This window comes from Providencia sp. PROV109, assembly GCF_033681625.1.
Classification (GTDB): domain Bacteria; phylum Pseudomonadota; class Gammaproteobacteria; order Enterobacterales; family Enterobacteriaceae; genus Providencia; species Providencia hangzhouensis.
Map to the genome: position 1 here is coordinate 2,116,737 of NZ_CP096320.1, position 24,679 is coordinate 2,141,415.

Sequence of the window (24,679 nt, forward strand, 5' to 3'; positions counted from 1 at the left end):
AAACCCTTGTTCTTGTATGGTTATATGGCCATTCTTTCTATAAATTCATTTTTTATCAAGTTAATTAAGTTGTATAATAAATGCATCTTTATTAATTTGTGTCATTTAAGTGTATTATTTAGTACAAATTTGAATAAAAAACACAACTCTACTTATTCATTATTTATCAATGGGTTAATCTTATTTTGCTAGGTGCTTGTTTGTTTTTTAACCTGATAATGAGCAAGAAAAGAGCTAAAATAGCTATAACCTCTTAAAACAAATGGTTGAAGTCAATTAGCTAATCATTACCATAGGGTAGGCAGAGTTAATCTCCTGATAACAGGCTGAAAAGCCATAAGAAATGTGGGGTCAATATGACTGACGGTGTAGAGACATTTTCATTTGATGAAAACAATTGGCAGGGAGTTAGCCTGACACAAAGCGCTGCAAAACAAATCAAAAAATTGATGGTGCAAAACCCAAACACTAAAGGGCTTTCACTTGGCGTAAAACAGTCCGGCTGCGCGGGTTTTGGTTATGTATTTGAAATGATCGAAAACCCAACAGAGCAACACCTGTTATTTGAACTCGATGGCGCACATCTTTATGTGCCAAAAGAAGCAATGCCATTTATTGATGGCACAGTCGTTGATTTTGTCCAAGAAGGGCTGAATCAAATTTTCAAATTCAATAACCCGAAAGCCCAACATGCCTGTGGGTGTGGTGAAAGCTTCGGCGTTTAACATGTGAAGTCAGATTATGTCACAGAGCAATGTAGAAGTTGGCGATGATGTTCAAAGCTGGCTTGATGACCAGCGTTATAAAGAAGGCTTCTTTACCGAAGTCGCGACTGATGAAATGGCGAAAGGCATCAACGAAGATGTGATCCGCGCAATTTCAGCAAAACGTAATGAGCCTGAGTGGATGCTCCAATTCCGTCTTGATGCCTTTAATCACTGGAAAGGCATGGAAGAGCCTCATTGGCTTAAAGCGAATTACCCAAATCTCGATTATCAAGACTATAGCTATTATTCTGCGCCATCTTGTGGCTCATGTGATGATACCTGTGGTTCGCAATCTGGTGCAACCCAAGGCACAGGTGTAGCGGAAACCAATAATTATTTAACGGCTGAAGTTGAAGAAGCTTTTAACCAATTGGGTGTTCCTGTACGTGAAGGGAAGGCTGTTGCGGTTGACGCCATTTTTGACTCGGTCTCGGTATCTACAACTTACCGTGATGACTTAGCCAAACATGGGGTTATTTTTTGTTCGTTCAGTGAGGCTATTCAAGAGTACCCTGAACTGGTGCAGAAATATCTCGGGTCAGTCGTTTCGAGCCATGATAACTTTTTTGCGGCATTAAATGCGGCGGTAGCTTCAGATGGTACGTTTGTGTATGTACCAAAAGGCGTACATTGTCCAATGGAGCTATCAACTTATTTTAGGATCAACGCAGCCAAAACAGGCCAGTTTGAGCGTACGATTTTAATTGCCGATGAAGGTAGTTATGTCAGTTATATCGAAGGGTGTTCTGCGCCTGTTCGTGATAGCTATCAGCTCCATGCGGCGGTTGTTGAAGTGATTATTCATAAAGATGCCGAAGTTAAATATTCGACTGTCCAAAACTGGTTCTCCGGTGGAGATAGCGAAGCCGGTGGGATCCTGAACTTTGTGACTAAGCGTGCATTGTGTGAAGGTGAAAATTCAAAAATGTCATGGACGCAGTCAGAAACTGGCTCTGCCATCACATGGAAATACCCAAGCGTTATCCTTAAGGGGGATAACTCTGTCGGTGAGTTTTTCTCTGTTGCATTAACAAATGGTAATCAGCAAGCAGATACCGGAACGAAAATGATCCATATCGGGAAAAACACCCGTTCAACGATTATTTCTAAAGGTATTTCAGCAGGTAAAAGCCAAAACAGTTATCGCGGTTTAGTGAAAATTTTACCAAGTGCACATAATGCTCGTAACTTTACCCAATGTGACTCTATGTTAATTGGTACACAGTGCGGTGCACATACTTTCCCGTATGTGGAAGTTAAAAATAATACGGCACAGCTCGAACATGAAGCGACAACCTCACGTATTGGAGAAGACCAGTTATTTTACTGTTTACAACGTGGTATCAGCGAAGACGATGCGATATCAATGATTGTAAATGGTTTCTGTAAAGATGTGTTCTCGGAGCTTCCATTAGAATTTGCCGTAGAAGCACAAAAATTACTGGCAATCAGCTTAGAGCACAGTGTTGGTTGATCCTAATCGAGTTTATTTGCGCTAAGGCGCTAAAGGCATGTAAATATGTTAAGTGTTAAAGATTTACACGTGAGTGTAGAAGGTAATGAGATTTTAAAAGGGTTATCTCTGGAAGTAAAACCAGGGGAAGTTCACGCCATCATGGGCCCAAATGGCTCTGGTAAAAGTACATTATCAGCCACACTTGCTGGCCGCGAAGAGTATGAAATTGATAGCGGTGAAGTGACGTTTAAAGGTAAAGACCTGTTTGAGTTAGATCCAGAAGAGCGTGCAGGGGAAGGCGTTTTCCTCGCATTCCAATACCCTGTTGAAATTCCAGGGGTCAGTAACCAATTTTTCTTACAAACCGCCGTTAATGCGGTCAGAGAATATCGCCAGCAAGAAGCATTAGATCGTTTTGATTTCCAAGATTTTATTGAAGATAAAATCAAATTATTAGAAATGCCAGAAGATTTACTTGCTCGTTCTGTTAACGTGGGTTTTTCCGGTGGTGAGAAAAAACGTAACGATATCTTGCAGATGGCAGCTCTAGAGCCTCAATTGTGTATTCTTGATGAAACTGACTCCGGTTTAGATATTGATGCGCTGAAAATTGTGGCTAACGGTGTGAATTCATTACGTTCGCCTGAACGTTCATTTATTATCGTAACCCACTATCAACGCATTTTGGATTATGTAAAGCCTGACTTTGTCCACGTGTTATATCAAGGGAAAATCATCAAATCAGGTGATTTCAGTTTAGCGAAAAAACTGGAGGAGCAGGGTTATGGCTGGCTTATTGACCAACAGTGAAAGAGCACAAAAACGTGCTGAAGTTGCAAAGCTCAATGAGCAAGCAATGTCACGTTTTTCTGAATTGTTTGAGCAACGACACGGTGTGAATTCTCAACATGCTAAAACGCATTGGGAAATGGCAAAACAAGTTGGCTTGCCTGCGTTTCGCCATGAAGATTGGCACTATACACCACTAAATACGGTACTTGAGGCTCAGTATCGTTTTAGTGATAGCGATGTTGAAGCAAAAGACTGTGAAGCATTGGCTCTGCCGATTGACGCCTATCGCCTTGTTTTAATTGATGGGCGCTATAGTTCAGCACTAAGCTCCATTGATATGGGGCCATTCCAAGTGTCTTTGCTTGATAACCAAGACTTGCTTCCTTCGCCTGTAAATAGCGAGATTTTCTTGCATTTAACAGAAAGCTTGGCGGTACAACCGTTAGTTGTTCATCTTGCTGCAAATAAAATAGCAGAGAAACCATTGTATCTGCTGAATATTTCAACGGGTAGCAGTGATAAACAGGCTACGAATATTAGCCAGTATCGCTACCATTTAACGTTAGATGCGAACAGCAAAGCTCAAGTGATTGAGCATTATGTCAGCTTGAATGACCAAATGCACATGACGGGCAGTCGTTTAACGGTTGAAGTCGGTGATAATGCAGATTTTAGTCACTTTAAGTTAAATATTGAAAATGGTCTGGCTCAGCATTTTGCTCACAATGATATTGTTATTGGGCGTGATAGTCGGGTGAAAAGTACGAGCTTTTTACTTGGCGCATTATTAACGCGAAACCATACCAGTGCTCGCCTTGATGGTGAAAATACAGAATTTGAACTTAACAGTTTATTGCTGCCTAAAGGCAATGAAATTGCAGATACTCGTACGTATTTGGAGCACAATAAGGGTTACTGTAATAGCCGCCAACTACATAAAGTCATTGCGATGGATAGCAGTAAAGCTGTCTTTAATGGCATGATTAAAGTAGCGCCGAATGCATTGAAAACAGATGGTCAGATGACTAACAATACGTTGTTGTTAGGTGAAAAAGCTGAAATTGATACTAAACCTCAGCTTGAGATTTATGCGGACGACGTAAAGTGTGGTCACGGTGCAACGGTCGGTCGTATTGATGACGAACAACTGTTTTATCTGCGTTCAAGAGGCATTGAGGGTAAAGCAGCAAAACATATGATTATCATCGCATTTGCTGCAGAACTTACAGAATCTATTGAATCGGAAGAGTTAAAACACGCTGTGATGGCAAACATCCGCCAGCGCTTAGCGGAGGTTTAATCCCCATGCTATTCAATGTCGCTTCAGTCAGGCAGGATTTCCCTGCCTTATCTCAGTCTGTCAATAATCATCCATTAGTCTATTTGGATAGTGCAGCAAGTGCACAAAAGCCTTTGCAAGTCATTGAAAAAGAAAGTGAGTTTACGCTGCATCAATATGCCGCGGTTCACCGCGGCATACATACTCTCAGTGCAAATGCCACGACAATGATGGAAGAGGTTCGTCAAAAAGCGGCCGCTTTCATTCACGCAGCTTCAAATGAAGAAATTGTGTTTGTTAAAGGCACAACGGAAGGTATTAACCTAGTAGCAAATAGTTTTGGTCGAAAGTATTTCCATGAAGGGGACAATATTGTCATCACTGAAATGGAACATCATGCGAATATTGTACCTTGGTATATGTTAGCTGAAGAAATTGGTTTTGAAATCCGAGTTATCCCAATTTCTGATGATGGTAGGCTACAGTTAGAGGTATTAAATGATGTCATTGATTCACGTACGCGATTATTGAGCTTTACACATATCTCTAATGTATTGGGAACAGTTAATCCCGTACAGGAGATAATCAAGCAAGCACGAGCAATTGCTGCTTCAAAAGGCGGTGAAATCACGGTATTGGTTGATGGTGCGCAAGGTGCAATGCATCAGCAGGTTGATGTACAAGCCTTAGACTGTGATTTCTATGTGTTTTCAGGTCACAAGCTATATGGCCCGACGGGTATTGGTATCCTTTATGGTAAAAAAGCTATTTTGGATATGATGCCACCATGGGAAGGTGGTGGGGCGATGATCCGCCAAGTCAGCCTGACCAAAGGGATCACTTTTGCTGACGCACCTTGGCGCTTTGAAGCGGGAACACCGAATGTAAGCGCAATTATTGGTTTAGGGGCGGCATTTGATTATTTAAATGCACTAAATTTATCTGATGTATTTGCTCATGAAGCTGAAGTGATGGCTTATGCTTCTAAGAAATTGCAAGAAATACCTTCAGTTATATTATATGGCAATGACCAACGGGAAGGTGTTCTGGCTTTCAATTTAGGCAAGCACCATGCTTATGATGTTGGGTCTTTCCTTGACAGGTATGGCATTGCAATCCGTACTGGGCATCATTGTGCTTTACCATTAATGGAACATTACCAAGTTCCCGCTATGTGCCGCGCTTCTGTAGGGATATACACCACCAAAGAAGAAATCGATTCTTTATGCAATGCGTTACAGCGCATCAAAAAATTGTTAGGCTAAGCACATAAGAAACAGATGGTAAAGGAACTGAGCATGCCCGCATTACCCGATGAAAGTAAGTTATTACGTAATTTCTCTCGCTGTCAGGACTGGGAGGAGCGTTACCTCTATATGATAGAGCTAGGGGGGCGTTTACCTGAACTCTCTGAGGCACAAAGAAGCGATAATAATTTAATCGCTGGATGCCAAAGCCAAGTGTGGATTGATATGCAAAAACAAGCGGACGGGACAATTACGTTTGCAGGTGATAGCGATGCAGCCATCGTTAAAGGGCTAGTTGCAATTGTTATTATTCTTTTTCAAGGTAAAACAGCGCAACAAATATTAGCACTTGATGTGAAGTCATTTTTTGAACAATTAGCATTAGAGCAGCATTTAACACCTTCACGTACTCAAGGTTTGAATGCGATGATCCGCACAATTTTATCGCGAGCGGCACAATTAGTATAATCTTACCGAGGGAGCCTTATGCTCCCTCTCTTATATTTTACTTCTTGGGTATTATTCTTTATCCGAGCAATTCTTTAAAGTCATCGTATTTAGTTATCATAAAAAGACTACTTCCATATTAATACTTAATAAAAATATTTATTTAGTATTAAAGATATGAGAGATAGTTGCTATTATGAACAATAATCATTGAATTATTGTAAGAACATTATTTTCCTTGGAGTAGGTATGAAAAGAGTTTTGACGGTGGCAAGTTTGTTTGTCATGAGCGCCTTATTGGCTCCAGCTCAAGCAAAAGAATATCCATTACCTGACAGTAACACTCGACTTATCGGGGAAAATTACACGTATATCGTACCCAATGACGGGCGTCCACTGGAAGCCATTGCCAGTGAGCACCAAATTGGGCTACTAGGCATGCTTGAAGCAAACCCTGGAACGGACCCGTATCTTCCTGAAGCTGGAAAAGAGCTTATCATTCCAGCACAAATGTTGTTACCGTCAACGCCAAGAACCGGAATTGTGATTAACTTAGCAGAGCTGCGTTTATATTATTATCCGGCGAACAGCGAAGAAGTGATTGTTTACCCTATAGGTATTGGCCAATTAGGTCGTGATACACCTGAAATGGTAACTTCAGTAAGCCAATCAATTAAAGACCCAACATGGACGCCAACGGCGAACATCCGTAAAAATTATGCTAAAGAAGGTATAACGCTTCCTGCTGTTGTTCCAGCAGGTCCTGAAAACCCAATGGGCTTGTATGCATTACGACTAGCATATGGGCGTGGTGAATATCTGATCCACGGTACTAATGCAGATTTTGGTATTGGTATGCGGGTGAGCTCCGGTTGTATTCGTTTACGTCCTGATGATATTGAAGCGTTATTCAAGACAGTACCAAAAGGAACTCGTGTCCAAGTTATTGATCAGCCTGTAAAATACTCCAAAGAAACTGATGGCAGTTATTACATTGAGGTGCATCAGCCATTATCTCGGACAAATAATGATGACCCACAAACAATGCCAATCAAACTGACTGACGATTTCAAGCGTTTTCTGGAAAATGAAGGGGTTGATAAGGCTTTAGTAGAAAAAGAGCTAGCAAGACGTTCTGGGATGCCTGTGCGTGTGAATAATGATAAGGGTAATAGTTCTTCAGACTCTGAAACGCAGCACGAAGGGTTAGTGCCTATTGAACCTTTTACTATTTCACAGCCACAGCCTATCTATGACCATAAAGTCAGCGCAGTGCTACCCACTAAATATCGCTCTTCCTCTGTAGTTGAATAACTACTCCAAAATAATAAGGGCCTATTTTCATAGGCCCTCATAAATACTATTAGCTTCAAAGAAGCGCCGTTTCAACTAGACAACGACCAAATCTAACTTATTTTTTGTAAGTACGAACTTGGTTGTCTAAACGTTGGTTAGCACGTGCTGCTTCTTCTTGAGCTGTCTGTACGTCAGAACGCAGAGACTGAACGTCGTTGCTCAGTTGATCAACTTTACCATTCAGAGTTTGTACGTCTGAAGAGAGTTTTTGCACTTCAGTGCTGTTAGAACAACCCGCTAGTAATGCTGAAGCTAATACGATAGAGCCCAGTACAATTTTAGTACGAATCATTATTTTACCCTCTAGATTGATTTATCTTGAAAATATAAAAAGCAAGTCACCAAACAATAGAGCTAAGACTGTTATTTACAGCTTGCTATATCCCTTTAAAACAACCTAATGAAAATTAGGGTATGGCACTTACTATGTCTTATGCTAGTACTAAATATAAAGTTTTGCTAGAAATACTTTATATTTAGTACTAGGAAAAAGAAGAAAAATTTAAATTAAGATCAATGAAGGTTGTTATTTGACCAATTTGAGTGCGTTTTATGATATTACGCTTAAATAGCAATAAGATATTTACTAGAGAAAATGAAATAAATGAATAGTTACATCAGGGCAGCACTATATGTTAAATTCAAATTAAAAGGCCTGACTCCGATTGAATATCGAAATCAGGCCTTACAAGCCGCTTAACTAAAAGTGTCCAACTTTATGGGTTCACTTCAAGTGATCTCTATCGGCCTTTTAAAAGACAAATAAAATTTAATTACAGCACGTGAACTGAAGAGGTATTGGTTGTACCGCTTTGTACTAACGCACCGGAAACCATCACAACAGCATCACCAGGAACCGCTAATCCACTTTCTAGAGCTGCGCGTTTACCTTCACGATAAAAGTCATCTGTAGATGTAAATCCACCAACTATCATTGGGATCACACCTTTTACTAACAATAACTGACGTGCAGTTTCTTCATTAGTCGTTAACGCGAGGATTGGTGCAGTAGGGAAATATTTACGAACAGACTTAGCAGACTTACCGCCGTAGGTTGCTACAACGATTAGTGGAACATCTAATTTTTCAGACATTTCCACTGCACCACGACATACAGCCTCAGTGACACGTAGGCGTTGGCTTGGTTTTTGACTATCGATACGAGTTTGCATGATGCGGTCAGTACGCTCACAGATAGTCGCCATAATAGTTACGGCTTCTACAGGGTATTTACCTTTCGCACTTTCACCTGAAAGCATAACTGCATCAGTACCATCCAAAATAGCATTGGCTACGTCACCCGCTTCTGCACGAGTAGGGCGTGGGTTTTTGATCATTGAATCTAACATTTGTGTAGCAGTAATCACGACTTTACGCGCAGCAACACATTTTTCAATCATCATTTTTTGGGCGAAAATAACTTCTTCAACCGGGATTTCGACCCCTAAGTCACCGCGAGCAACCATGATGCCGTCAGAGGCTTCTAAAATCTCATCAAAATTATTCAAACCTTCTTGGTTTTCAATTTTAGAAATGATTTGGATGTTCTCACCACCATGTTTTTTCAGGTGAGCTCGAATTTCTTCGACATCTGAGCGTTTACGAATAAATGAAGCAGCAACAAAATCAACACCTTGTTGGCAACCAAAAACTAAATCTTCTTTATCTTTCTCTGCTAATGCAGGTAAGCCAATAGAAACGCCTGGCAGGTTAACCCCTTTTTTCTCTCCGAGGTCACCGTTATTTAAAACTTCACAAACGACTTCAGTTGCAGTGACATTAGTCACTTTCATGCCGATTAAGCCATCATCAACTAATACGGTATTGCCAACTTTTAAATCTGAAGTTAAGCCTGCATAGGTCACGGCAACTTTATCTTTATTGCCTACAACAGAGGTATCGGTAGTAAATGTAAAAGTTTGACCCGCAACGAGAGAAACATCGTTACCACCTTCCAATTTCATGGTGCGAATTTCAGGGCCTTTGGTATCTAGCAGAATAGCTGCTTGTTTGCCGGTTTTGGCGCAAACAGAACGAAGGTTTTTGATTCGTTGACCATGTTCTTCATAGTCACCGTGAGAAAAGTTGAGGCGCATGACATTCATGCCAGCATCAAGAAGTTGGGTCAGTTTTTCTTCTGATTCGGTTTTTGGACCGATAGTACAAACAATTTTGGTTTTTTTCATGGCAGTCTATCTAATGTTATAAAGGAAATCGGTATTGTCGCCGATGCTTAGTACATTTTATAAATCGTACGCATGGTAAATTTTGTTGCGCAACTCATTTATAAGAATAGGCGACAGTCTGGTGTTTAATGCATTTTTACACTTAAATTTGTCACATTTTGTTTCTTATTATAGTGTAGATGACAAATTCAATTAAAGCTAACGTATTGATTTACTACTGGTGAAACCTTTCAGCCAGTGTGAGTATTATAGACAACAAAAAACTGTGAGACAAATCAAATTTTACTAAATTGAAAGAAGAGACCATTCAGATCAAAAATTCATTTAAAATTAAGGAAGTTAATTTGTTGCGCAACAAATTAAGGGAATAATAATAGACAATCAAGAGAAATTTTAGGTAGCAGGGAGATAAATAAAATGGTGCGTCCGAGTAGACTCGAACTACCGACCCCCACCATGTCAAGGTGGTGCTCTAACCAACTGAGCTACGGACGCACTGGAAAATTTGATTGTGTTAATTTGAAATGGTGCGTCCGAGTAGACTCGAACTACCGACCCCCACCATGTCAAGGTGGTGCTCTAACCAACTGAGCTACGGACGCGCTGAAAATTAACATTGTGTTCACTAGAAATGGTGCGTCCGAGTAGACTCGAACTACCGACCCCCACCATGTCAAGGTGGTGCTCTAACCAACTGAGCTACGGACGCATCTAAAAGATATCTAGGTGACAACGGGGATGAATATTAACGTTATGAAGTTCATCTGGCAAGGGGAAAATGTATTTTCGCGATAGTTTGTTCGTATTTAAAACTATCTGGTGCGAAATACATCTTCTCCCATAATAAAAAGCTTAAAAAACCGTCAATTAGCGAGCTGAGCGAAGTAAGACAACATCCTCTGTTTGCTTATGGATCCATATAATTCGTGTTGCCATTCCTATTGCAGCGGCACTTAAACCAATAATAAAGCCAATCCAGAAGCCTTTAGGCCCCATAGCCGGTGCGATAAAATCAGTTAACGCTAAAATATAACCAGAAGGCAAGCCAAGTAACCAATATGCGGTGAAGGTAATAAAGAAAATGGAACGAGTATCTTTATAACCACGTAAAATTCCGGCACCTATAACTTGCACAGAATCTGACAGCTGATAAATAGCGGCGTATAACATTAAGCTGCTTGCTAAAACAACTACCTCTGGGTTTTTGTTATACATCATTGCAATCGGCTCACGGAAAACGGCGGTGAGAACTGCAGTAAAACAAGCGACCATTAAGCCAACAGTAATACCAGTATAAGATGAAACTTTAGCAGCTTCAGTCGATTTCTGTCCTAAGTTATAACCTACGCGAATGGTTGCTGCTATTCCTAATGATAATGGGAACATAAACATCACAGAACTGAAATTCAACGCAACTTGGTGACCAGCTACTGCAACAACACCTAATGGGGCGACTAGCAGTGCAACGACAGCAAATAAAGTGACTTCAAAGAAAAGTGCCAGACCAATAGGCGTACCTAACACGATAATTCGCTTTAAGATTAATGGATTTGGCGATGTGAAAGAGAGTGTAGGGCGAATATCACGCTGCGCAGTAGCACGTTTCACATACCATCTCATCATCAGACACATAGCCCAATACACTGATGCAGTGGCGACACCACAACCCACACCACCTAAAGCAGGTGCACCAAAGTGACCATAAATAAAGATATAGTTAATAGGAATATTAATCATTAGGCCAAGAAAACCAATCACCATCCCCGGCTTGGTTTTTGAAAGCCCTTCACATTGGCTACGATATACTTGGTAAAATAAGTAGCCTGGTGCTCCCCACATAATGGCATGTAAAAAACGGACAGATTTATCTGCCAATTCTTTATCAATATGGGGCATATTGCTAATAATAAGCTGACTGTTATAAAGAAGGCACATAATGCCTAAGGCTAAAAGTAGCGCTAACCATAGACCTTGTTGAATTTGGTCGCCTATTAGGTTGCGACGGCCTGACCCATTCATTTGTGCAACGATTGGGGTTAATGCCATCAAAATTCCTTGGCCAAAAAGAATAGCTGGCAGCCAGATGGAAAACCCAACTGCAACTGCGGACATCTCAATTTCACTAACACTTCCAGCCATAACCGTATCCACAAACCCCATTGCAGTTTGTGAAAATTGAGCTAAAACGATAGGAATACCAAGTGCCAACAAGCTACGCGCTTCTGTAAAATATTTCTGCACGCATACACCTTTGTAATAAAAGCAAGTAAGAGAAAAAAACTAGAAAAATAAATGAGTTACTAAAAACACATCGATTGCTAAAAACCGCTTATTCTATCCCGTTTCTAAATGGATTCCAATAATGATATGGTAACAAACTATAAAAGAGCATTTTAGAACCTAATATATTGTTACATACTAGGTTTATTATCGTTTTGTTTATCACTCAAATAGGATAGATCTCTAACAATTCTGATGTAAACTGAGCCTATTAATCCACTACACTGAGAATCATTATGTTTACAGGCATTGTTCAAGCGACTGCTCCTATTGTTGAAATTACAGAAAGGGCCAACTTTCGAACTCATGTAATGAAATTTACCCCAGAATTACTTATAGGTTTAGAAACAGGGGCTTCCGTTGCACATAATGGTTGTTGTTTGACGGTAACAAAGATTGATGGTGAAAGAGTTAGTTTTGATCTAATTAAAGAAACCCTGAGATTAACTAACTTGGGGGAATTACAAGAAGGTGATGTTGTTAATATCGAACGGGCTGCAAAATATGGTGACGAAATCGGTGGCCATGTTGTTTCAGGTCATATTATGACAACAGCTGAAATTAGTAAGATCTTCACATCTGAAGATAACCACCAGATTTGGTTATCAATTCGTGATAAATCTTTGATGAAATATATTTTGCATAAAGGCTTTGTCGCGATTGACGGTATCAGTTTAACGGTCGGAGATGTAATCAACAATCGGTTCTGCGTACATCTCATCCCTGAAACATTAGAGAGAACAACATTAGGTAAAAAACGATTGGGTGATAAAATAAATATTGAGATAGACCCTCAAACTCAGGCTATTGTTGATACCGTTGAGCGTGTTTTAAATCAAAAAGAACAAGAAAAATTACTACAGCAAGCAGAAGAGATGGCGGATATAGCGAAAACAGAGTAAACAGACGTAAAAGGTGATAACCGCGTTATTTACTTTAAAGAAAAATAGCAGAAGAAACAGCCAAGTAGGCTATAGCTATAATGATTTATGCTATAGCCTAAATAAAATATGGTTAGTCTTTGTTTATTGAATGTCTGTCATGAAGTTCTATTAAATAATGAAAATTAACATTATCAAAAAATATGACTAGTTCCGGTTTTCAATATTAATAGATCATTTTTCACTGAAGTTGACAGAGAAGCTGGCGTTATCACGTTCAATTGCTTCAACTAATCGCCTGAAATGCGGACTATTTTTATGCATCTCTAATGCTTGAGTGTCTTCCCATTCCTCAAAAACAATATAACCATTTTCTTTAGCCATAAGATCATATTGAATGCATCCTTTCTCTCGGCGGCTCAGTTTTGCTAAGTCGCGAACGATTTCTTTCGTTAAATACCCATCTGTCCTTTCTGTTGTAATTTGGGCATACACAACAATACTCATTCCGTTCTCCTTATGTATTAAGAACTATCTTAATGGGTACTTAGTTTTTGTATTGTAAAAAAGCGAATAACTCGATTTTAAAAATGCCGACGGCGTCATAGTAAAGTATCTTTTAAAATCACGGTAAAAGTGGGATTGATCATAATACCCTGTTTCAAACCAACGGTAGGTGTCTTGTTCTACTACCATACTTTTTAAAACATGTTCTAAGCGGCAATTGATCTGGTACCTTTTTGGTGTAATGCCGTATTCTTTCAAAAATTCTTTTTGAATGACTCGGACGTGTAATCCTGTCTCTTCAGCAATTTCTGTGATTTTTTTGTTGGATTTCGATACAGTAATTCTAAAACTTCATCAATGAAGTGAGGCTTTTTCTTAGCTTTAGTCCTATTAAAGCAATCTAACAACTCTTTAAATGAAGAATTAGCTAAAGCTTCAAACCAGCGGTCTTTCCATATCTCATTTAGTGCGATTGGGGTGTCAGTATAGTTTAATGTTTTTTGAGGCAGTAGAAAACGTAAGGCATCATGACGAATACGTAATACCATTACTTTTGAATGATTAGGGCTAGCAGTAAATGTATTAACCCTAGGAATAATCAGCTGGTAAGGGTCTGTTATTGAATCGTTATCAGTTGTCATGCGAAATGCATCTGATGAAACCCAGATTTCAGCACCTGTTCCAGGGAAAATTTTAATTGCTTCTGTAAACTCTTTGATTATCAAAATAGAACTAACAAAGGATTTTAATTCATCTGGTGGATAGTACTGTTTTAACATCATTCTTGAGCACTCATTATTTAATGTCGCAATGATAACGTTTTTTAACAAGAAAATTAACCATGAAATATCTATATCTTAGTAGATGACAAAATTAAAACTTTAATTTTTAGTGAAATCCGCTTTGAATTAAGAAAATTGATGAGAAAGGTAAGGTTTTACCAGCCAAGAATAATCGGCTATTGGTTATATAGCAAAATACTGAACATATATTACCGTATGGTCACTAGTGCTATACACTGAAGGAAATTTTTATGAATTTGCTAAAATAAAAATCATGCCGATAAGATTCGGCATGATTGAGTCGGTAAGCTATACTTTATGAATTCGTTTGGCAATCAACCTGCTTAATAGTTTGGTTATTTTTGCTTGCACAGCGTTGCATAAAATAGCCAATGGCCATTGGAATGATCGTTACTGCCATCACCCCAGTTGTTGCTAACAATGGGTCGAAAGTAAGAGCAGAAACAAGTAGACTGGCTAAAAAACATAAACCTAGTTGTAAGGCATTTTGTAATGCGGCAGCTTTACCACTGGCGCTAGGAAATGCATTTAGTGCTTTGGATACTGCAATTGGGTAAGAGGCTCCGTTCATAGCTGCCATAAAGCAGAATGGGATCAAGATCATAGTTAATGATGGTGTGGTATAAATAGCCATGATGAATAAAATAGACATGCTTACCGCATAACCAACAAGTAACAATGGAAATATTGTTTCTGCTCGGACTTTTGCTAATAAAATACGGCAGCCATACCCACCAACAATAAAGGCTAAAGTTTGTGGAATATAACTCAAACCGATATCCGCAGGGTTGAAACCCATATTACGTAAGATAAAAGGCGAGCCGGTTAGCCAAGCGAAAAAACCCGCACTGCATGAAGCGTAAACGAGCACATTACCGCTGAAAACTGGCGAACTGAGTAAGTTTGAGAAAGAAATCTTAGCTTGTGGTTGGCTGTCATCAATTATTGTTTTAACTGAAACATTTTTCAAAAAGAGTGTTGGCAATAAAAGTAATATACCCACAGCCATTAGGATCAGGAAAATTGCTTCCCATGTTTGGTGTTCTAGTACCCATGCTCCTAATAATGGTGCTAAAGCAGGGGATAGCGCAACTAACGGCATAATAGAAGCAAAAACTTTTTGGGTATTTGCTTCATCATAGCGGTCGATAACAAGAGCTTGCCATAAAACTGCAGCGGAGCAGACACCAACAGCCTGTAAAAATCGTAGTGTTAATAACTGTGTTGCGGTTTCCACCCAATAAATAGCTAAGCTACTGATAATGAAAATAGTTAAGCCCACAATGAGCACAGGCTTACGGCCAAGTTTGTCTGACAATGGCCCCCATAACAATTGAGCGAAGGCAAAACCGGCTAAAAATATACTGAGAGAAGCACTGATAGCGCCTTCTGATGTATGCAGGGTGTCTTGCATAGCACCGAATGCAGGTAAATACATATCAATAGCTAAAAACCCCAGCATGCTAAGTCCTGCAAGGTAAACCATAAATCCAGGGGAATTTTTTTTCACAGTATTCGACATAATTATTACTTATCTGATATTTAAAAAAAATGTTAATGATGATGCCATTGTATAGGCTATTTTTTTAGGTTGTGAAACGGTAATATTTGGATCTTGCTATCAAAATTTTTGAAAGGAGAGGTTATGTGGTCTGCGCATGCACTCGAAGTGATTGATGCTGTTGCCCGAACAGGGAGCTTTAGTGGTGCTGCTGAAGAGTTACACCGTGTACCTTCTGCAATCAGTTATACCGTCAAGCAAGTTGAAGAATGGCTTGCGGTTCCCCTATTTGAGCGTCGACATCGCGATGTTGTTCTTACAGAAGCTGGAACGATATTTATCAAGGAAAGTCGTTCTGTTATCAAAAAAATGACAGATACAAGGCATCAATGCCAGCAGGTTGCTAATGGTTGGCGGGGGCAATTTAGTATTGCTGTTGATTGCATTGTAAAACCACAGAGAGCAGAGCAATTGATACTGGATTTCTATCGTCACTTTCCAGATATTGAACTTTTCATTCATCCTGAGGTATTTAATGGTGTTTGGGATGCACTTGCTGATGGGCGTGTAGATGTTGCTATTGGAGCTACTCGAGCCTCACCGATTGGTGAAAGATATAGTTTCCGTGATATGGGTTTTATGTCATGGATGTGTGTGGCGAGCCCTAAACACCCATTAGCGAATATAAGCGGCAAGCTAACAGACGACCAAATGCGCGAGTTTCCAAGTTTATGTCTCGAAGACACTTCTCGTAATCTACCAAAACGTGATACATGGGCTCTTGATAATCAACGTCGTCTTGTCGTACCTTCTTGGGAAAATGGTCTAGCTTGTTTGGTTAACGGGTTGTGTGTCGGAATGGTGCCAGAGCATCGTGCGGCTTCGTTTTGCGAAAAAGGCTTATTAGTTGAACTAGCATTAGCACAGCCATTTCCACCCAGTCCTTGTTGTCTAACTTGGGTGGAAAATAATACATCACCAGCGTTGAATTGGTTATTGGATTACCTTGGCGATCACGAAACGCTCAATGCCGAGTGGCTTTCAAACTAATTATGCGTATTATCGACGATAATCGATAAATGGGCCGTCAGCAACGGAACGGCGTTCTACAAGGCGAGGGTGGACTTCAATTGTTTGAGCATCTTCGCGCTTATTTACAATACGATCGAGCAGCATTGTGAAAGCCATTTGGCCTAAACGCTCTTTTGGTTGGTGAATTGTGGTCAATGCCGGGGTAAAATAGCGCGCATTTCGCACGTTATCATAGCCAATGATTGAAATGTCTTGTGGGACACGCAATCCCATCTCATCAGCGGCGCAAATTGCCCCCATTGCCATAATATCACCGCCACAGAAAACGGCAGTAGGGCGTTGCTTATGGCTTAAAATTTGCATCATTGCCTTATAGCCAGATTCTGGCTCGAAGTCCCCTTGAACAATCCATTCATCTTTTATGGTGATTTTGGCCTCTTCCATCGCTTTTTTAAAGCCAGTTAATCGACCAATACCCGTATTTCTTTCAAGAGAGCCAGGGATGGCTCCGATGTCACGATGCCCTCTATCAATCAAATAACGTCCTGCAAGATAGCCACCGTGGAATGAGTTATCAATAATACTATCGGTAAAATCGCCACGGGAAGTTCCCCAGTCCATCACTACCATTGGGATATTGCGGTAATCTTCCAGCATACTGATTAAGGGGGCAGGATATTCGGAGCACATTACGAGTAAACCATCAACACGCTTTTGTGCCAGCATCTGCAAATACGCTTTTTGTTTTCCCAAATTATTATGAGAATTACAAAGGATTAGCGTATAACCTTTTTCATAACAGCTATTTTCAACTGATTCAATTACCTCTGCGAAGTAAGGGGCTTCACATGAGGTTGCCAACAACCCAATCGACTTTGTGTTGTTAACTTTTAGACTACGGGCAACCGCACTTGGCGAATAATTGAGCTCTTTAATTGCAGCCCAAACCGCAGCTTTAGTGTCATCAGCTACAAAGCGCGTTTTATTAATAACATGGGATACGGTTGTGGTAGATACGCCAGCGCGTTTCGCCACATCTTTAATCGTTGCCATGGGGGAAAAAAACTCCTGACCAATAACCGGTCTCTATAAGAATTCTTGTTAAAAAATTACCTGCATATTGATGCATTGATCCTTTGCTGGCAATAATTTAGCGATTTGTTGTCGATTTTGTCTGATCTAGCGCAAAAACGAAAGAAATAATTGATGTTATAACATGTGATATAGACACTAGTTTTACTTTTTTAGATATGTATACTGAATAACATCGATTTTTGTATGGTTATTTAGTTGTTTAACTACGTTTGGATGAGAGGAACTCATGGATACAGATGTTAAATATGGTTTGCTTGCTGCGTTGGGCTCATTAGCATTGATTATATTTCTTGCTGCACATATTTTCTGATTTTATTTCAGCCTCGAATAGAGTGAATTTAATAAGGGCGAGAATATCTCGCCCTTATTGTATCTATACCTAGCAATAAGCAGAAATTGTTATGCTAAATTTTCTTCCACAAATTTCCAGTTAACTAGCGCCCAGAAATTTTCTAAATATTTAGGGCGAGCGTTACGGTAATCGATATAATAAGCATGTTCCCAAATATCGACAGTTAACACAGGCTTATCATCACCAGAAATAGGTGTTGCAGCATTGGATGTATTTACAATAGCAAGGTTACCATCTGCTTTTTTCACTAACCAAGTCCAGCCCGCACCGAAGTTTTTGGTTGCTGCATCAGTAAATTGAGCTTTAAATTCAGCAAAAGAACCGAATGCCTTATTGATAGCTTCAGCGACTTTACCTGTTGGCTCGCCACCAGCGTTTGGTGCTAAGCAATTCCAATAGAAAGTGTGATTCCAAACTTGTGCCGCGTTGTTAAAAACGCCTGCTTCAGAAGTTTTAATGATTTCTTCTAAAGATTTTCCTTCAAAGTTAGTGCCTTTGATGAGGTTGTTCAAGTTAACAACGTAAGTGTTGTGGTGCTTACCATAGTGATATTCTAAGGTTTCAGCAGAGATATAAGGTTCTAAAGCATCTTTTGCATACGGTAAAGCGGGTAGTTCAAATGACATTGCGTACTCCTTGATTGCTTTTATATCAATATACTTAGGGTGTTTGCTCTTAAAATGAGCGAAATAATATGTGACAGCTTATCATTACAGTTTCGCCTATTGGCGATATGATACTTAATACATTAATGATAACACGATAAACCATACAAAGATAAAGGTAATAGTGTTACTAAGATGTTAACAAATAAATAGAGATATTACACATAAAAATCATATAGATATTGTAATCGAAAAATCTAAAGATATTAAGTTTCGGTTTTTATCTAGAAATAGCTACTTGTTTGACTTAAGTAGAGAGAAGATAGAAAAGGTGCCTTTTTGTTTTTTGGAATGCTATAGTAATGCCCCTATAAAACTGGCATATTGTATGAAACAATTCAGTTTCCTATTATATCAGTCAATGTATTCTGTTAAGTTGCGGTAGACTCTCAGTTACCGGCTGACTGCAAAACCTGCATCTTTGTTTTAAGGAAGTTAAAAAATGACAACTATTGAAAGAATTGAGCGCCAAATTAAAGAAAACCCAATTTTATTATATATGAAAGGCTCTCCTAAACTTCCGAGCTGTGGTTTTTCTGCTCAAGCAGTACAAGCTCTGTCTTCTTGTGGTGAGCGTTTTGCATATGTCGATATCTTACAAAACCCAGATATCCGCGCTGAATTGCCAAAATACGCAAATTGGCCAACGTTTCCTCAACTATGGGTTGACGGTGAGCTGGTCGGTGGCTGTGATATCATCATGGAAATGTTCCAGCGTGGTGAGCTCCAATCTCTAATTAAAGAAACTGCTGATAAGTATCGTCCAGCAGATGAAGCTAGCACAGACTAAATTAAGCCATAAATAAAAACGTAAAAACCGTATTTGATGAAAGCACTTATTACTTTTTATCAAACACGGTTTTTTTATGTAATAGCGATTAATTAAAAAATTATTGGGGTTCTTCAATAATTGGCCAACCACCCAGCTTTTTCCATTTATTAACGATCTCACAAAATAGCAGAGCCGTTCGATTGGTGTCATACAGTGCGCCATGAGCTTGTTTACCATCAAATGGAATACCTGCGGAAACACAAGCTTTTGCTAGAATTGTTTGACCGAATACTAAGCCGCTCAGTGCCGCAGTATCGAAGGTTGCAAATGGATGGAAAGGATTACGTTTTAAACCTGCTCGTTCGGCTGCATTCATCACAAAACTGTGATCAAAATTTGCATTATGAGCGACAATAATTGCACGATTGCAATCTGTATTTTTCATTCCTTTGCGAATGACTTTGAATATCGCATGAAGAGCCTCATATTCACTAACAGCACCGCGTAGAGGGTTTGTTGGATCAATCCCTGTGAAGGCAAGAGCAGATGGCTCAAGATTAGCACCTTCAAAAGGTTCTACATGAAAATGTAATGTTTCATCCATGGAGAGCCAGCCGTCTTTATCCATTTTTAAGGTGATGGCAGCAATTTCTAACAGGCCGTCAGTTTTAGCATTGAACCCGCCTGTTTCAACATCAATAACGACAGGATAGTATCCCCTGAAACGGTTCACTAGGGCATTTGGATTGTTTTTTTCAGACATTAGGACTTTCAATTTTAGTTTTCTGGTTAGGTAACATTATGCCAAAACCAGTAAAAATTTGCAGGTAAACAGTGATAAAAGTTTAGGCGCTAGATTTGGCACCTAAACTTTAAACTATATAGTACTTTTAAATTATATAGTTAATTAATGGCCTAACCCTTTACTTGCGCTTTTGTTTTCGATCAACTCAATCTTATAGCCATCAGGGTCTTCAACAAAAGCAATCACTGTTGTTCCACCTTTAACAGGGCCGGCTTCACGTGTTACGTTACCTCCTGCACTACGTATATCATCGCATGTTTTTGCAACATCATCGACGCCCAAGGCGATATGACCATATGCGTTACCCATATCGTATTGGTCAACCCCCCAGTTATAGGTCAACTCGATTACAGCGCCTTCACTTTCATCGCTGTAGCCAACAAATGCGAGAGAATATTTATACTCTGTATTTTCACTAGTTCTTAATAAACGCATGCCTAACACTTTCGTGTAAAAATCAATAGAACGCTGCATATCAGTAACACGTAACATAGTATGGAGTAAGCGCATTTTTAAACCTCTTAGAATCAGCCTGAATCGATTTACTTATTAATATAACGTGCTTAAATTAATAAATACAATGATTACAGTTTGTTTTTTGAACAAATAATGGTAATACTCATTTTCAGGAGTATATCATACATTTATCAGTGATTTTTTCTTTTGAAGGGGAAACTTATGGCGGAACAACTTGAATTTTTTGAGATCCCCAGCCCTTGCCGTGGTATTTGCCAAAGTAATGAACAAGGCTATTGTCGAGGTTGCTATCGCACTCGTGATGAGCGTTTTAATTGGCTAAAATTCTCTGATACTGAAAAACGAAATGTACTTCGTTTATGTCGTCAACGTTATTTAAGAATATTAAATAAAAAAACAGAACAAGAAAAAATCATAGATACACAACAACAACTATTTTAGTTCACAGTTTTAAATATAATCATAAAAATAAATCAAATGTTTTATTTCTAATGTAAACTAATTCAGGTTGAATTATTAGCAAAATATTTATTTCTTGGTTTATATTTCAATAAAATTTTATTTATTCAAAATAGGTATAGGTTGAATCAAAATGACTGTAATTAACATGATTTTAAGATTAACTATATTTATTTGTTTTTTAAAGAATTATTTGGCGTTACTTTTTTTATTGTTATTCATGGCTACTATAAGAGCTAAAATAGATAGATCAAAAAGGAGAGTGCGGCTATTCTTATTAATAAGATAATTGATAGGTTATCTGATTAATCCTAGATTGAGATAATGGATGAATCAGTGATGTATTAATTAGAGATATATCGCATAATAAAACAGCTACTATAACTAGGAATAGGTATTTAATAGCTAATGTATAAATAAAAAGCTGTAAATATAAAAGGAAATTAATATATAATTCAAAAAATAATATGAGGACGGTATATTTTTTAGACATTATAATTATATAAAGGAGGGTAAATTGGAATCACAAATTGGGACAGAGTTATCACGTGTTGTTCGCATGTGGAGAGCATTAATCGACTATCGTTTGAAGCCTCTTAAGCTTACACAGACACATTGGGTTACATTGCATAATATAAGTCAACTACCACCTGAGCAATCTCAAATACAGTTAGCGAAAGCGATTGGTATTGAACAGCCTTCATTAGTAAGGACTCTAGATCAATTAGAGGAAAAAAAATTGATTTCTAGACATACTTGTACAAATGATAGGAGAGCTAAAAGAATAAAATTAACGGAAGAGTCTGAACCCTTTATTAAAACGGTAGACCAAGTCATAAATAATACGCGTATAGAAATACTGAACAACATTAGTAAAGATGAGCTTTACCAACTATCACAGTTACTTATGAAACTTGAAAAAAATATCTTGAGGCTACAAAATGACTCTTGATGTAAAAAATATGCCTAGCTAATGAATGACATATTAATTATTAAATTTGTGTTTAAAATAATTTAGTATATGATTTTTTAATGAAATAGTAATTACACTTGGTTATAATTTTCATTAAATCATTATTATTATGAAATATAGTTAAGGCTATTAATTATTTTTTCGCTGTGATACCTTCATTTTTAATTGTTAGCTAGCTAATTTATCGGTAGATACTAATAAATACTTTATTAAAGGAGATAGGCTAAAATAAATTTATTGATTTGAATGCAAGGCATTTATATGTAAACAAGAAATTGTGTTATTCAAAAGCCATGCACAATAAATAAAAAATATGATTATCTACCATAAAGTAACGATATCATTCAGCAATACTATTTGTAAGTAATGCTCACCGGCCATGGCCGGTGAGCATGCCTAATTTAGTACTGTATGATTACCGAGGAGACACAGTAACAGTATTTCCGCTATTCGCAATCATAACACGTTGGCCATTACGGAAGGTGCTTGGGTCTTGTTTTTGAACAACAACAATGTTTTTACCGCTATCGAGGCGGATTTCTAATTGAACACCTTGGCTTCTATTTAATGCGCCTTGAGCTTCCTGACCAGCTAAACCACCTGCAATAGCACCTGCGGCAGTTGCTAATGTGTTACCTGTACCACCACCGATGGTGTTACCTAATAACCCACCAAGAACAGCACCACCAATTGCACCAATCACGTTACCGTCTTCACCAGCTTGAATAGTCACAGGGCGAGCATTCAGAACAGTACCATAAGTCACAGTCTGTACCTGTTTCGCATCCTTGGCTGAAATAGTATCACCAGAAAGCGTACTGGTATTGACACAGCCTGATAAAGCTGCAACTGCTACAACACCTACAAAAACTTTCTTAAGCATAAGAACTCCTATGAGATTTGCTGTCTGTGGCACTAACATAGCATCGTATATTTGTTTTCACCATAAACACAACAAGTATCAAAATAATGATATTAAAAAGCGATGGTTAGATTACCGATTTTGATTTAAATAGAGTGTAAACACTAGGTAAAATATCTCAAATTCGAGATGATTTCATTCAATAAGGCACTCTTTGTTAAATATTCATATAGGGTAGTCAGCTTATGAGCATCATTTCGCACCAGTTGCTAAAAGAATAGTCGTTAAAACTTTAGCTGAAATACTAAACAGTATTGCTAAGCTGATAAATGTATTATGTATCATTATATTGAAAATGAAAGTTTCAGATATTACAAAACGTCTTTTTAGTTGGGTTGTCTAGCAATTTTTAGTTTTAGAGCATTTATTTATTATTCCTGCGAAGCGCTCCGAGAAATTGCATCGAATTGTTGACAAAATTTGTCATCAAAGCACAATCTTTTGTAGCTGAGCGTTGTAAAGTTAATGTGCACTCTGAAGGAACAAGAATAATGATGAAATCAGGTCGTTACATAGGGGTTATGTCAGGAACTAGCCTAGATGGTGTTGATGTCGTTCTTGCCGCAATTAGTGACAAATTTGTCGCAGAGCAATCCAGTTTGAGTGTTGCATTTCCCATTGAATTAAAAAAAAGAATTTTAGATGTATGCCAAGGGCAAACAACAACGCTATCAGAGGTTGGTAAAATTGATCGAGAGTTAGGCTCTTTATATGCAGATGCGGTAAACCAACTTCTTATTCAAACTGGTTTAACATCTGAAGATATCATTGCTATCGGTTGCCATGGTCAAACTGTTTGGCATGAGCCCGATGGCGAACAGCCTTTTACTATGCAGTTAGGCGACAACAACCGTATTGCCGCTTTAACAGGGATCGCGACGGTAGGTGATTTTCGCCGAAGAGATATGGCTTATGGGGGACAGGGAGCACCTTTAGTTCCTGCATTTCACTTAACTGTTTTAGGTCACCCTACAGAAAAACGAATTGTACTAAATATTGGTGGAATAGCTAATGTCACAGCTTTATTACCTGGTGCCTATGTTAAGGGTTATGACACAGGGCCGGGAAATATGTTAATGGATACGTGGAGCTGGCGTATAAAGCAACAGGCATATGATAAAGACGGTGAATGGGCAAGTCGAGGTCAAGTTGATCATGCATTACTAAAAGCGATGCTAAGTGACCCATACTTTAGACGTTCATCACCGAAAAGTACGGGGCGTGAGTATTTCAACACACAATGGTTAGAGCAGCATTTAGTTCATTTTCCATCAATTTCAGCTGACGATGTTCAAGCCACTCTGTGCGAATTAACCGCAGCTTCTATCGCAGAACAAGTATTACTGTGTGGCGGTTGTGAGCGCTTAATAGTATGTGGTGGAGGGGCAAAGAATACTTTTCTAATGCAACGGATGGCAGCCTTGCTTCCGGGAATTGAAGTGGCACCAAGTGATAAATTTGGTTTAAGTGGTGATGACATGGAAGCCTTGGCTTTTGCATGGCTAGCTGCTAGAACGGTATCTGGTCTTCCTGGAAATTTAGCCTCTGTTACTGGGGCAAGTAAAGAGACTGTGCTTGGGGCAATATACCCTAAAAATACCGATAAAAAATAACTGTGGTAAAGG

General features: G+C 38.8%; 25 protein-coding genes and 3 tRNA genes. 13 read left to right on the forward strand and 15 right to left on the reverse strand.

All coding sequences use genetic code 11. The features are described 5' to 3' along the window. Window positions 1–356: 356 nt before the first annotated feature. From sufA to M1F25_RS09785, 7 genes are all read left to right on the forward strand, one after another. Window positions 357–725 (forward strand): Fe-S cluster assembly scaffold SufA, encoded by a 369-nt coding sequence (gene sufA / locus M1F25_RS09755; protein WP_004263773.1) that lies wholly within the window; start codon window positions 357–359, stop codon window positions 723–725. Between the two features lie 16 nt (window positions 726–741). Then, window positions 742–2,241: a Fe-S cluster assembly protein SufB gene (sufB, locus tag M1F25_RS09760; RefSeq protein WP_004263774.1), complete on the forward strand. Its 1,500-nt coding sequence runs from the start codon at window positions 742–744 to the stop codon at window positions 2,239–2,241. A gap of 45 nt (window positions 2,242–2,286) precedes the next feature. Continuing rightward, window positions 2,287–3,033: a Fe-S cluster assembly ATPase SufC gene (sufC, locus tag M1F25_RS09765; RefSeq protein ID WP_004263776.1), complete on the forward strand. Its 747-nt coding sequence runs from the start codon at window positions 2,287–2,289 to the stop codon at window positions 3,031–3,033. Beyond that, a complete protein-coding gene (gene sufD, locus M1F25_RS09770) occupies window positions 3,008–4,315 on the forward strand; it encodes a Fe-S cluster assembly protein SufD (RefSeq protein WP_112307417.1) in 1,308 nt (435 codons plus the stop codon). Before sufC ends, sufD begins: the two co-directional genes overlap by 26 nt. A gap of 5 nt (window positions 4,316–4,320) precedes the next feature. Beyond that, window positions 4,321–5,559: a cysteine desulfurase SufS gene (sufS, locus tag M1F25_RS09775; protein WP_094961760.1), complete on the forward strand. Its 1,239-nt coding sequence runs from the start codon at window positions 4,321–4,323 to the stop codon at window positions 5,557–5,559. A 33-nt stretch (window positions 5,560–5,592) separates the two neighbouring features. Then, on the forward strand, window positions 5,593–6,009 hold the full coding sequence (gene sufE, locus M1F25_RS09780; protein ID WP_036958665.1) for a cysteine desulfuration protein SufE: 417 nt from the start codon (window positions 5,593–5,595) through the stop codon (window positions 6,007–6,009). Window positions 6,010–6,237: 228 nt separating this feature from the next. Continuing rightward, on the forward strand, window positions 6,238–7,302 hold the full coding sequence (locus tag M1F25_RS09785) for a L,D-transpeptidase family protein (RefSeq protein WP_181489630.1): 1,065 nt from the start codon (window positions 6,238–6,240) through the stop codon (window positions 7,300–7,302). 97 nt (window positions 7,303–7,399) lie between these two features. Here the strand turns inward: M1F25_RS09785 and M1F25_RS09790 are convergent, their stop codons facing one another. From M1F25_RS09790 to M1F25_RS09815, 6 genes are all read right to left on the reverse strand, one after another. Next, window positions 7,400–7,636 carry a major outer membrane lipoprotein gene (locus M1F25_RS09790; protein ID WP_004263789.1) on the reverse strand — a complete coding sequence of 79 codons (237 nt, stop codon included), beginning with the start codon at window positions 7,634–7,636 and terminating at the stop codon, window positions 7,400–7,402. A 481-nt stretch (window positions 7,637–8,117) separates the two neighbouring features. Further along, window positions 8,118–9,530, reverse strand: coding sequence for a pyruvate kinase PykF (gene pykF, locus M1F25_RS09795; RefSeq protein WP_181489631.1), 1,413 nt, complete (start codon window positions 9,528–9,530; stop codon window positions 8,118–8,120). Window positions 9,531–9,948: 418 nt separating this feature from the next. After that, a tRNA-Val gene (locus M1F25_RS09800) sits at window positions 9,949–10,025 on the reverse strand. 30 nt (window positions 10,026–10,055) lie between these two features. After that, window positions 10,056–10,132 (reverse strand) — tRNA-Val (locus M1F25_RS09805). A gap of 30 nt (window positions 10,133–10,162) precedes the next feature. Continuing rightward, a tRNA-Val gene (locus M1F25_RS09810) sits at window positions 10,163–10,239 on the reverse strand. Window positions 10,240–10,397: 158 nt separating this feature from the next. After that, the gene (locus tag M1F25_RS09815) at window positions 10,398–11,771 is read right to left on the reverse strand and encodes an MATE family efflux transporter (protein WP_094961762.1); all 1,374 of its coding nucleotides are present in this window, start codon (window positions 11,769–11,771) and stop codon (window positions 10,398–10,400) included. A 275-nt stretch (window positions 11,772–12,046) separates the two neighbouring features. On the opposite strand from M1F25_RS09815, the gene M1F25_RS09820 reads away from it, so the two are divergent. After that, a complete protein-coding gene (locus M1F25_RS09820; RefSeq protein WP_004263802.1) occupies window positions 12,047–12,712 on the forward strand; it encodes a riboflavin synthase in 666 nt (221 codons plus the stop codon). A gap of 213 nt (window positions 12,713–12,925) precedes the next feature. On the opposite strand, the gene M1F25_RS09825 is transcribed toward M1F25_RS09820, so the two are convergent. The 4 genes from M1F25_RS09825 to punC form a co-directional block, all read right to left on the reverse strand. Further along, window positions 12,926–13,198, reverse strand: a complete 273-nt coding sequence (locus M1F25_RS09825; RefSeq protein ID WP_004263806.1) for a putative quinol monooxygenase — start codon at window positions 13,196–13,198, stop codon at window positions 12,926–12,928. A 24-nt stretch (window positions 13,199–13,222) separates the two neighbouring features. Beyond that, entirely contained in the window at window positions 13,223–13,456 is a 234-nt protein-coding gene (locus tag M1F25_RS09830) for a helix-turn-helix domain-containing protein (RefSeq protein WP_232368741.1), read from the reverse strand. Next, entirely contained in the window at window positions 13,453–13,980 is a 528-nt protein-coding gene (locus M1F25_RS09835; protein WP_232368742.1) for a hypothetical protein, read from the reverse strand. Before M1F25_RS09835 ends, M1F25_RS09830 begins: the two co-directional genes overlap by 4 nt. 316 nt (window positions 13,981–14,296) lie before the next feature. After that, on the reverse strand, window positions 14,297–15,523 hold the full coding sequence (gene punC, locus M1F25_RS09840) for a purine nucleoside transporter PunC (protein ID WP_094961763.1): 1,227 nt from the start codon (window positions 15,521–15,523) through the stop codon (window positions 14,297–14,299). Between the two features lie 123 nt (window positions 15,524–15,646). Between punC and punR the strand changes: the two genes are divergently transcribed. After that, window positions 15,647–16,552: a DNA-binding transcriptional activator PunR gene (punR, locus tag M1F25_RS09845; protein WP_112307415.1), complete on the forward strand. Its 906-nt coding sequence runs from the start codon at window positions 15,647–15,649 to the stop codon at window positions 16,550–16,552. A gap of 9 nt (window positions 16,553–16,561) precedes the next feature. Here punR and purR read toward each other — a convergent pair whose 3' ends face one another. Together purR and sodB are read right to left on the reverse strand one after the other, a co-directional pair. Further along, complete coding sequence (purR, locus tag M1F25_RS09850) at window positions 16,562–17,587, reverse strand: HTH-type transcriptional repressor PurR (protein WP_110591620.1); 1,026 nt, start codon at window positions 17,585–17,587, stop codon at window positions 16,562–16,564. 441 nt (window positions 17,588–18,028) lie between these two features. Next, complete coding sequence (gene sodB / locus M1F25_RS09855; protein ID WP_004263823.1) at window positions 18,029–18,607, reverse strand: superoxide dismutase [Fe]; 579 nt, start codon at window positions 18,605–18,607, stop codon at window positions 18,029–18,031. Window positions 18,608–19,088: 481 nt separating this feature from the next. Between sodB and M1F25_RS09860 the strand changes: the two genes are divergently transcribed. Beyond that, window positions 19,089–19,436 carry a Grx4 family monothiol glutaredoxin gene (locus M1F25_RS09860; RefSeq protein WP_004263827.1) on the forward strand — a complete coding sequence of 116 codons (348 nt, stop codon included), beginning with the start codon at window positions 19,089–19,091 and terminating at the stop codon, window positions 19,434–19,436. A gap of 100 nt (window positions 19,437–19,536) precedes the next feature. Here M1F25_RS09860 and rnt read toward each other — a convergent pair whose 3' ends face one another. Then, entirely contained in the window at window positions 19,537–20,181 is a 645-nt protein-coding gene (gene rnt, locus M1F25_RS09865; protein ID WP_096863975.1) for a ribonuclease T, read from the reverse strand. Between the two features lie 144 nt (window positions 20,182–20,325). Then, window positions 20,326–20,733 (reverse strand): lactoylglutathione lyase, encoded by a 408-nt coding sequence (gene gloA, locus M1F25_RS09870; protein WP_036958666.1) that lies wholly within the window; start codon window positions 20,731–20,733, stop codon window positions 20,326–20,328. 168 nt (window positions 20,734–20,901) lie between these two features. On the opposite strand from gloA, the gene M1F25_RS09875 reads away from it, so the two are divergent. Both M1F25_RS09875 and slyA read left to right on the forward strand, forming a co-directional pair. Continuing rightward, entirely contained in the window at window positions 20,902–21,141 is a 240-nt protein-coding gene (locus M1F25_RS09875) for a DUF1289 domain-containing protein (RefSeq protein WP_004263835.1), read from the forward strand. A 535-nt stretch (window positions 21,142–21,676) separates the two neighbouring features. Then, a complete protein-coding gene (slyA, locus tag M1F25_RS09880) occupies window positions 21,677–22,111 on the forward strand; it encodes a transcriptional regulator SlyA (protein ID WP_094961765.1) in 435 nt (144 codons plus the stop codon). Between the two features lie 436 nt (window positions 22,112–22,547). On the opposite strand, the gene M1F25_RS09885 is transcribed toward slyA, so the two are convergent. Next, entirely contained in the window at window positions 22,548–23,015 is a 468-nt protein-coding gene (locus tag M1F25_RS09885) for a glycine zipper 2TM domain-containing protein (protein ID WP_036958672.1), read from the reverse strand. A 530-nt stretch (window positions 23,016–23,545) separates the two neighbouring features. Between M1F25_RS09885 and anmK the strand changes: the two genes are divergently transcribed. Beyond that, a complete protein-coding gene (gene anmK, locus M1F25_RS09890; protein ID WP_181489632.1) occupies window positions 23,546–24,667 on the forward strand; it encodes an anhydro-N-acetylmuramic acid kinase in 1,122 nt (373 codons plus the stop codon). The last annotated feature ends 12 nt before the right edge of the window (window positions 24,668–24,679 follow it).

Coding starts and splice junctions, on each gene's coding strand:
- sufA (WP_004263773.1), top strand. CDS start 357: ATGACTGACGGTGTAGAGACATTTTCATTTGATGAAAACAATTGGCAG.
- sufB (WP_004263774.1), top strand. CDS start 742: ATGTCACAGAGCAATGTAGAAGTTGGCGATGATGTTCAAAGCTGGCTT.
- sufC (WP_004263776.1), top strand. CDS start 2,287: ATGTTAAGTGTTAAAGATTTACACGTGAGTGTAGAAGGTAATGAGATT.
- sufD (WP_112307417.1), top strand. CDS start 3,008: ATGGCTGGCTTATTGACCAACAGTGAAAGAGCACAAAAACGTGCTGAA.
- sufS (WP_094961760.1), top strand. CDS start 4,321: ATGCTATTCAATGTCGCTTCAGTCAGGCAGGATTTCCCTGCCTTATCT.
- sufE (WP_036958665.1), top strand. CDS start 5,593: ATGCCCGCATTACCCGATGAAAGTAAGTTATTACGTAATTTCTCTCGC.
- M1F25_RS09785 (WP_181489630.1), top strand. CDS start 6,238: ATGAAAAGAGTTTTGACGGTGGCAAGTTTGTTTGTCATGAGCGCCTTA.
- M1F25_RS09790 (WP_004263789.1), bottom strand. CDS start 7,636: ATGATTCGTACTAAAATTGTACTGGGCTCTATCGTATTAGCTTCAGCA.
- pykF (WP_181489631.1), bottom strand. CDS start 9,530: ATGAAAAAAACCAAAATTGTTTGTACTATCGGTCCAAAAACCGAATCA.
- M1F25_RS09820 (WP_004263802.1), top strand. CDS start 12,047: ATGTTTACAGGCATTGTTCAAGCGACTGCTCCTATTGTTGAAATTACA.
- M1F25_RS09825 (WP_004263806.1), bottom strand. CDS start 13,198: ATGAGTATTGTTGTGTATGCCCAAATTACAACAGAAAGGACAGATGGG.
- M1F25_RS09835 (WP_232368742.1), bottom strand. CDS start 13,980: ATGATGTTAAAACAGTACTATCCACCAGATGAATTAAAATCCTTTGTT.
- punC (WP_094961763.1), bottom strand. CDS start 15,523: ATGTCGAATACTGTGAAAAAAAATTCCCCTGGATTTATGGTTTACCTT.
- punR (WP_112307415.1), top strand. CDS start 15,647: ATGTGGTCTGCGCATGCACTCGAAGTGATTGATGCTGTTGCCCGAACA.
- purR (WP_110591620.1), bottom strand. CDS start 17,587: ATGGCAACGATTAAAGATGTGGCGAAACGCGCTGGCGTATCTACCACA.
- sodB (WP_004263823.1), bottom strand. CDS start 18,607: ATGTCATTTGAACTACCCGCTTTACCGTATGCAAAAGATGCTTTAGAA.
- M1F25_RS09860 (WP_004263827.1), top strand. CDS start 19,089: ATGACAACTATTGAAAGAATTGAGCGCCAAATTAAAGAAAACCCAATT.
- rnt (WP_096863975.1), bottom strand. CDS start 20,181: ATGTCTGAAAAAAACAATCCAAATGCCCTAGTGAACCGTTTCAGGGGA.
- gloA (WP_036958666.1), bottom strand. CDS start 20,733: ATGCGCTTACTCCATACTATGTTACGTGTTACTGATATGCAGCGTTCT.
- M1F25_RS09875 (WP_004263835.1), top strand. CDS start 20,902: ATGGCGGAACAACTTGAATTTTTTGAGATCCCCAGCCCTTGCCGTGGT.
- M1F25_RS09885 (WP_036958672.1), bottom strand. CDS start 23,015: ATGCTTAAGAAAGTTTTTGTAGGTGTTGTAGCAGTTGCAGCTTTATCA.
- anmK (WP_181489632.1), top strand. CDS start 23,546: ATGATGAAATCAGGTCGTTACATAGGGGTTATGTCAGGAACTAGCCTA.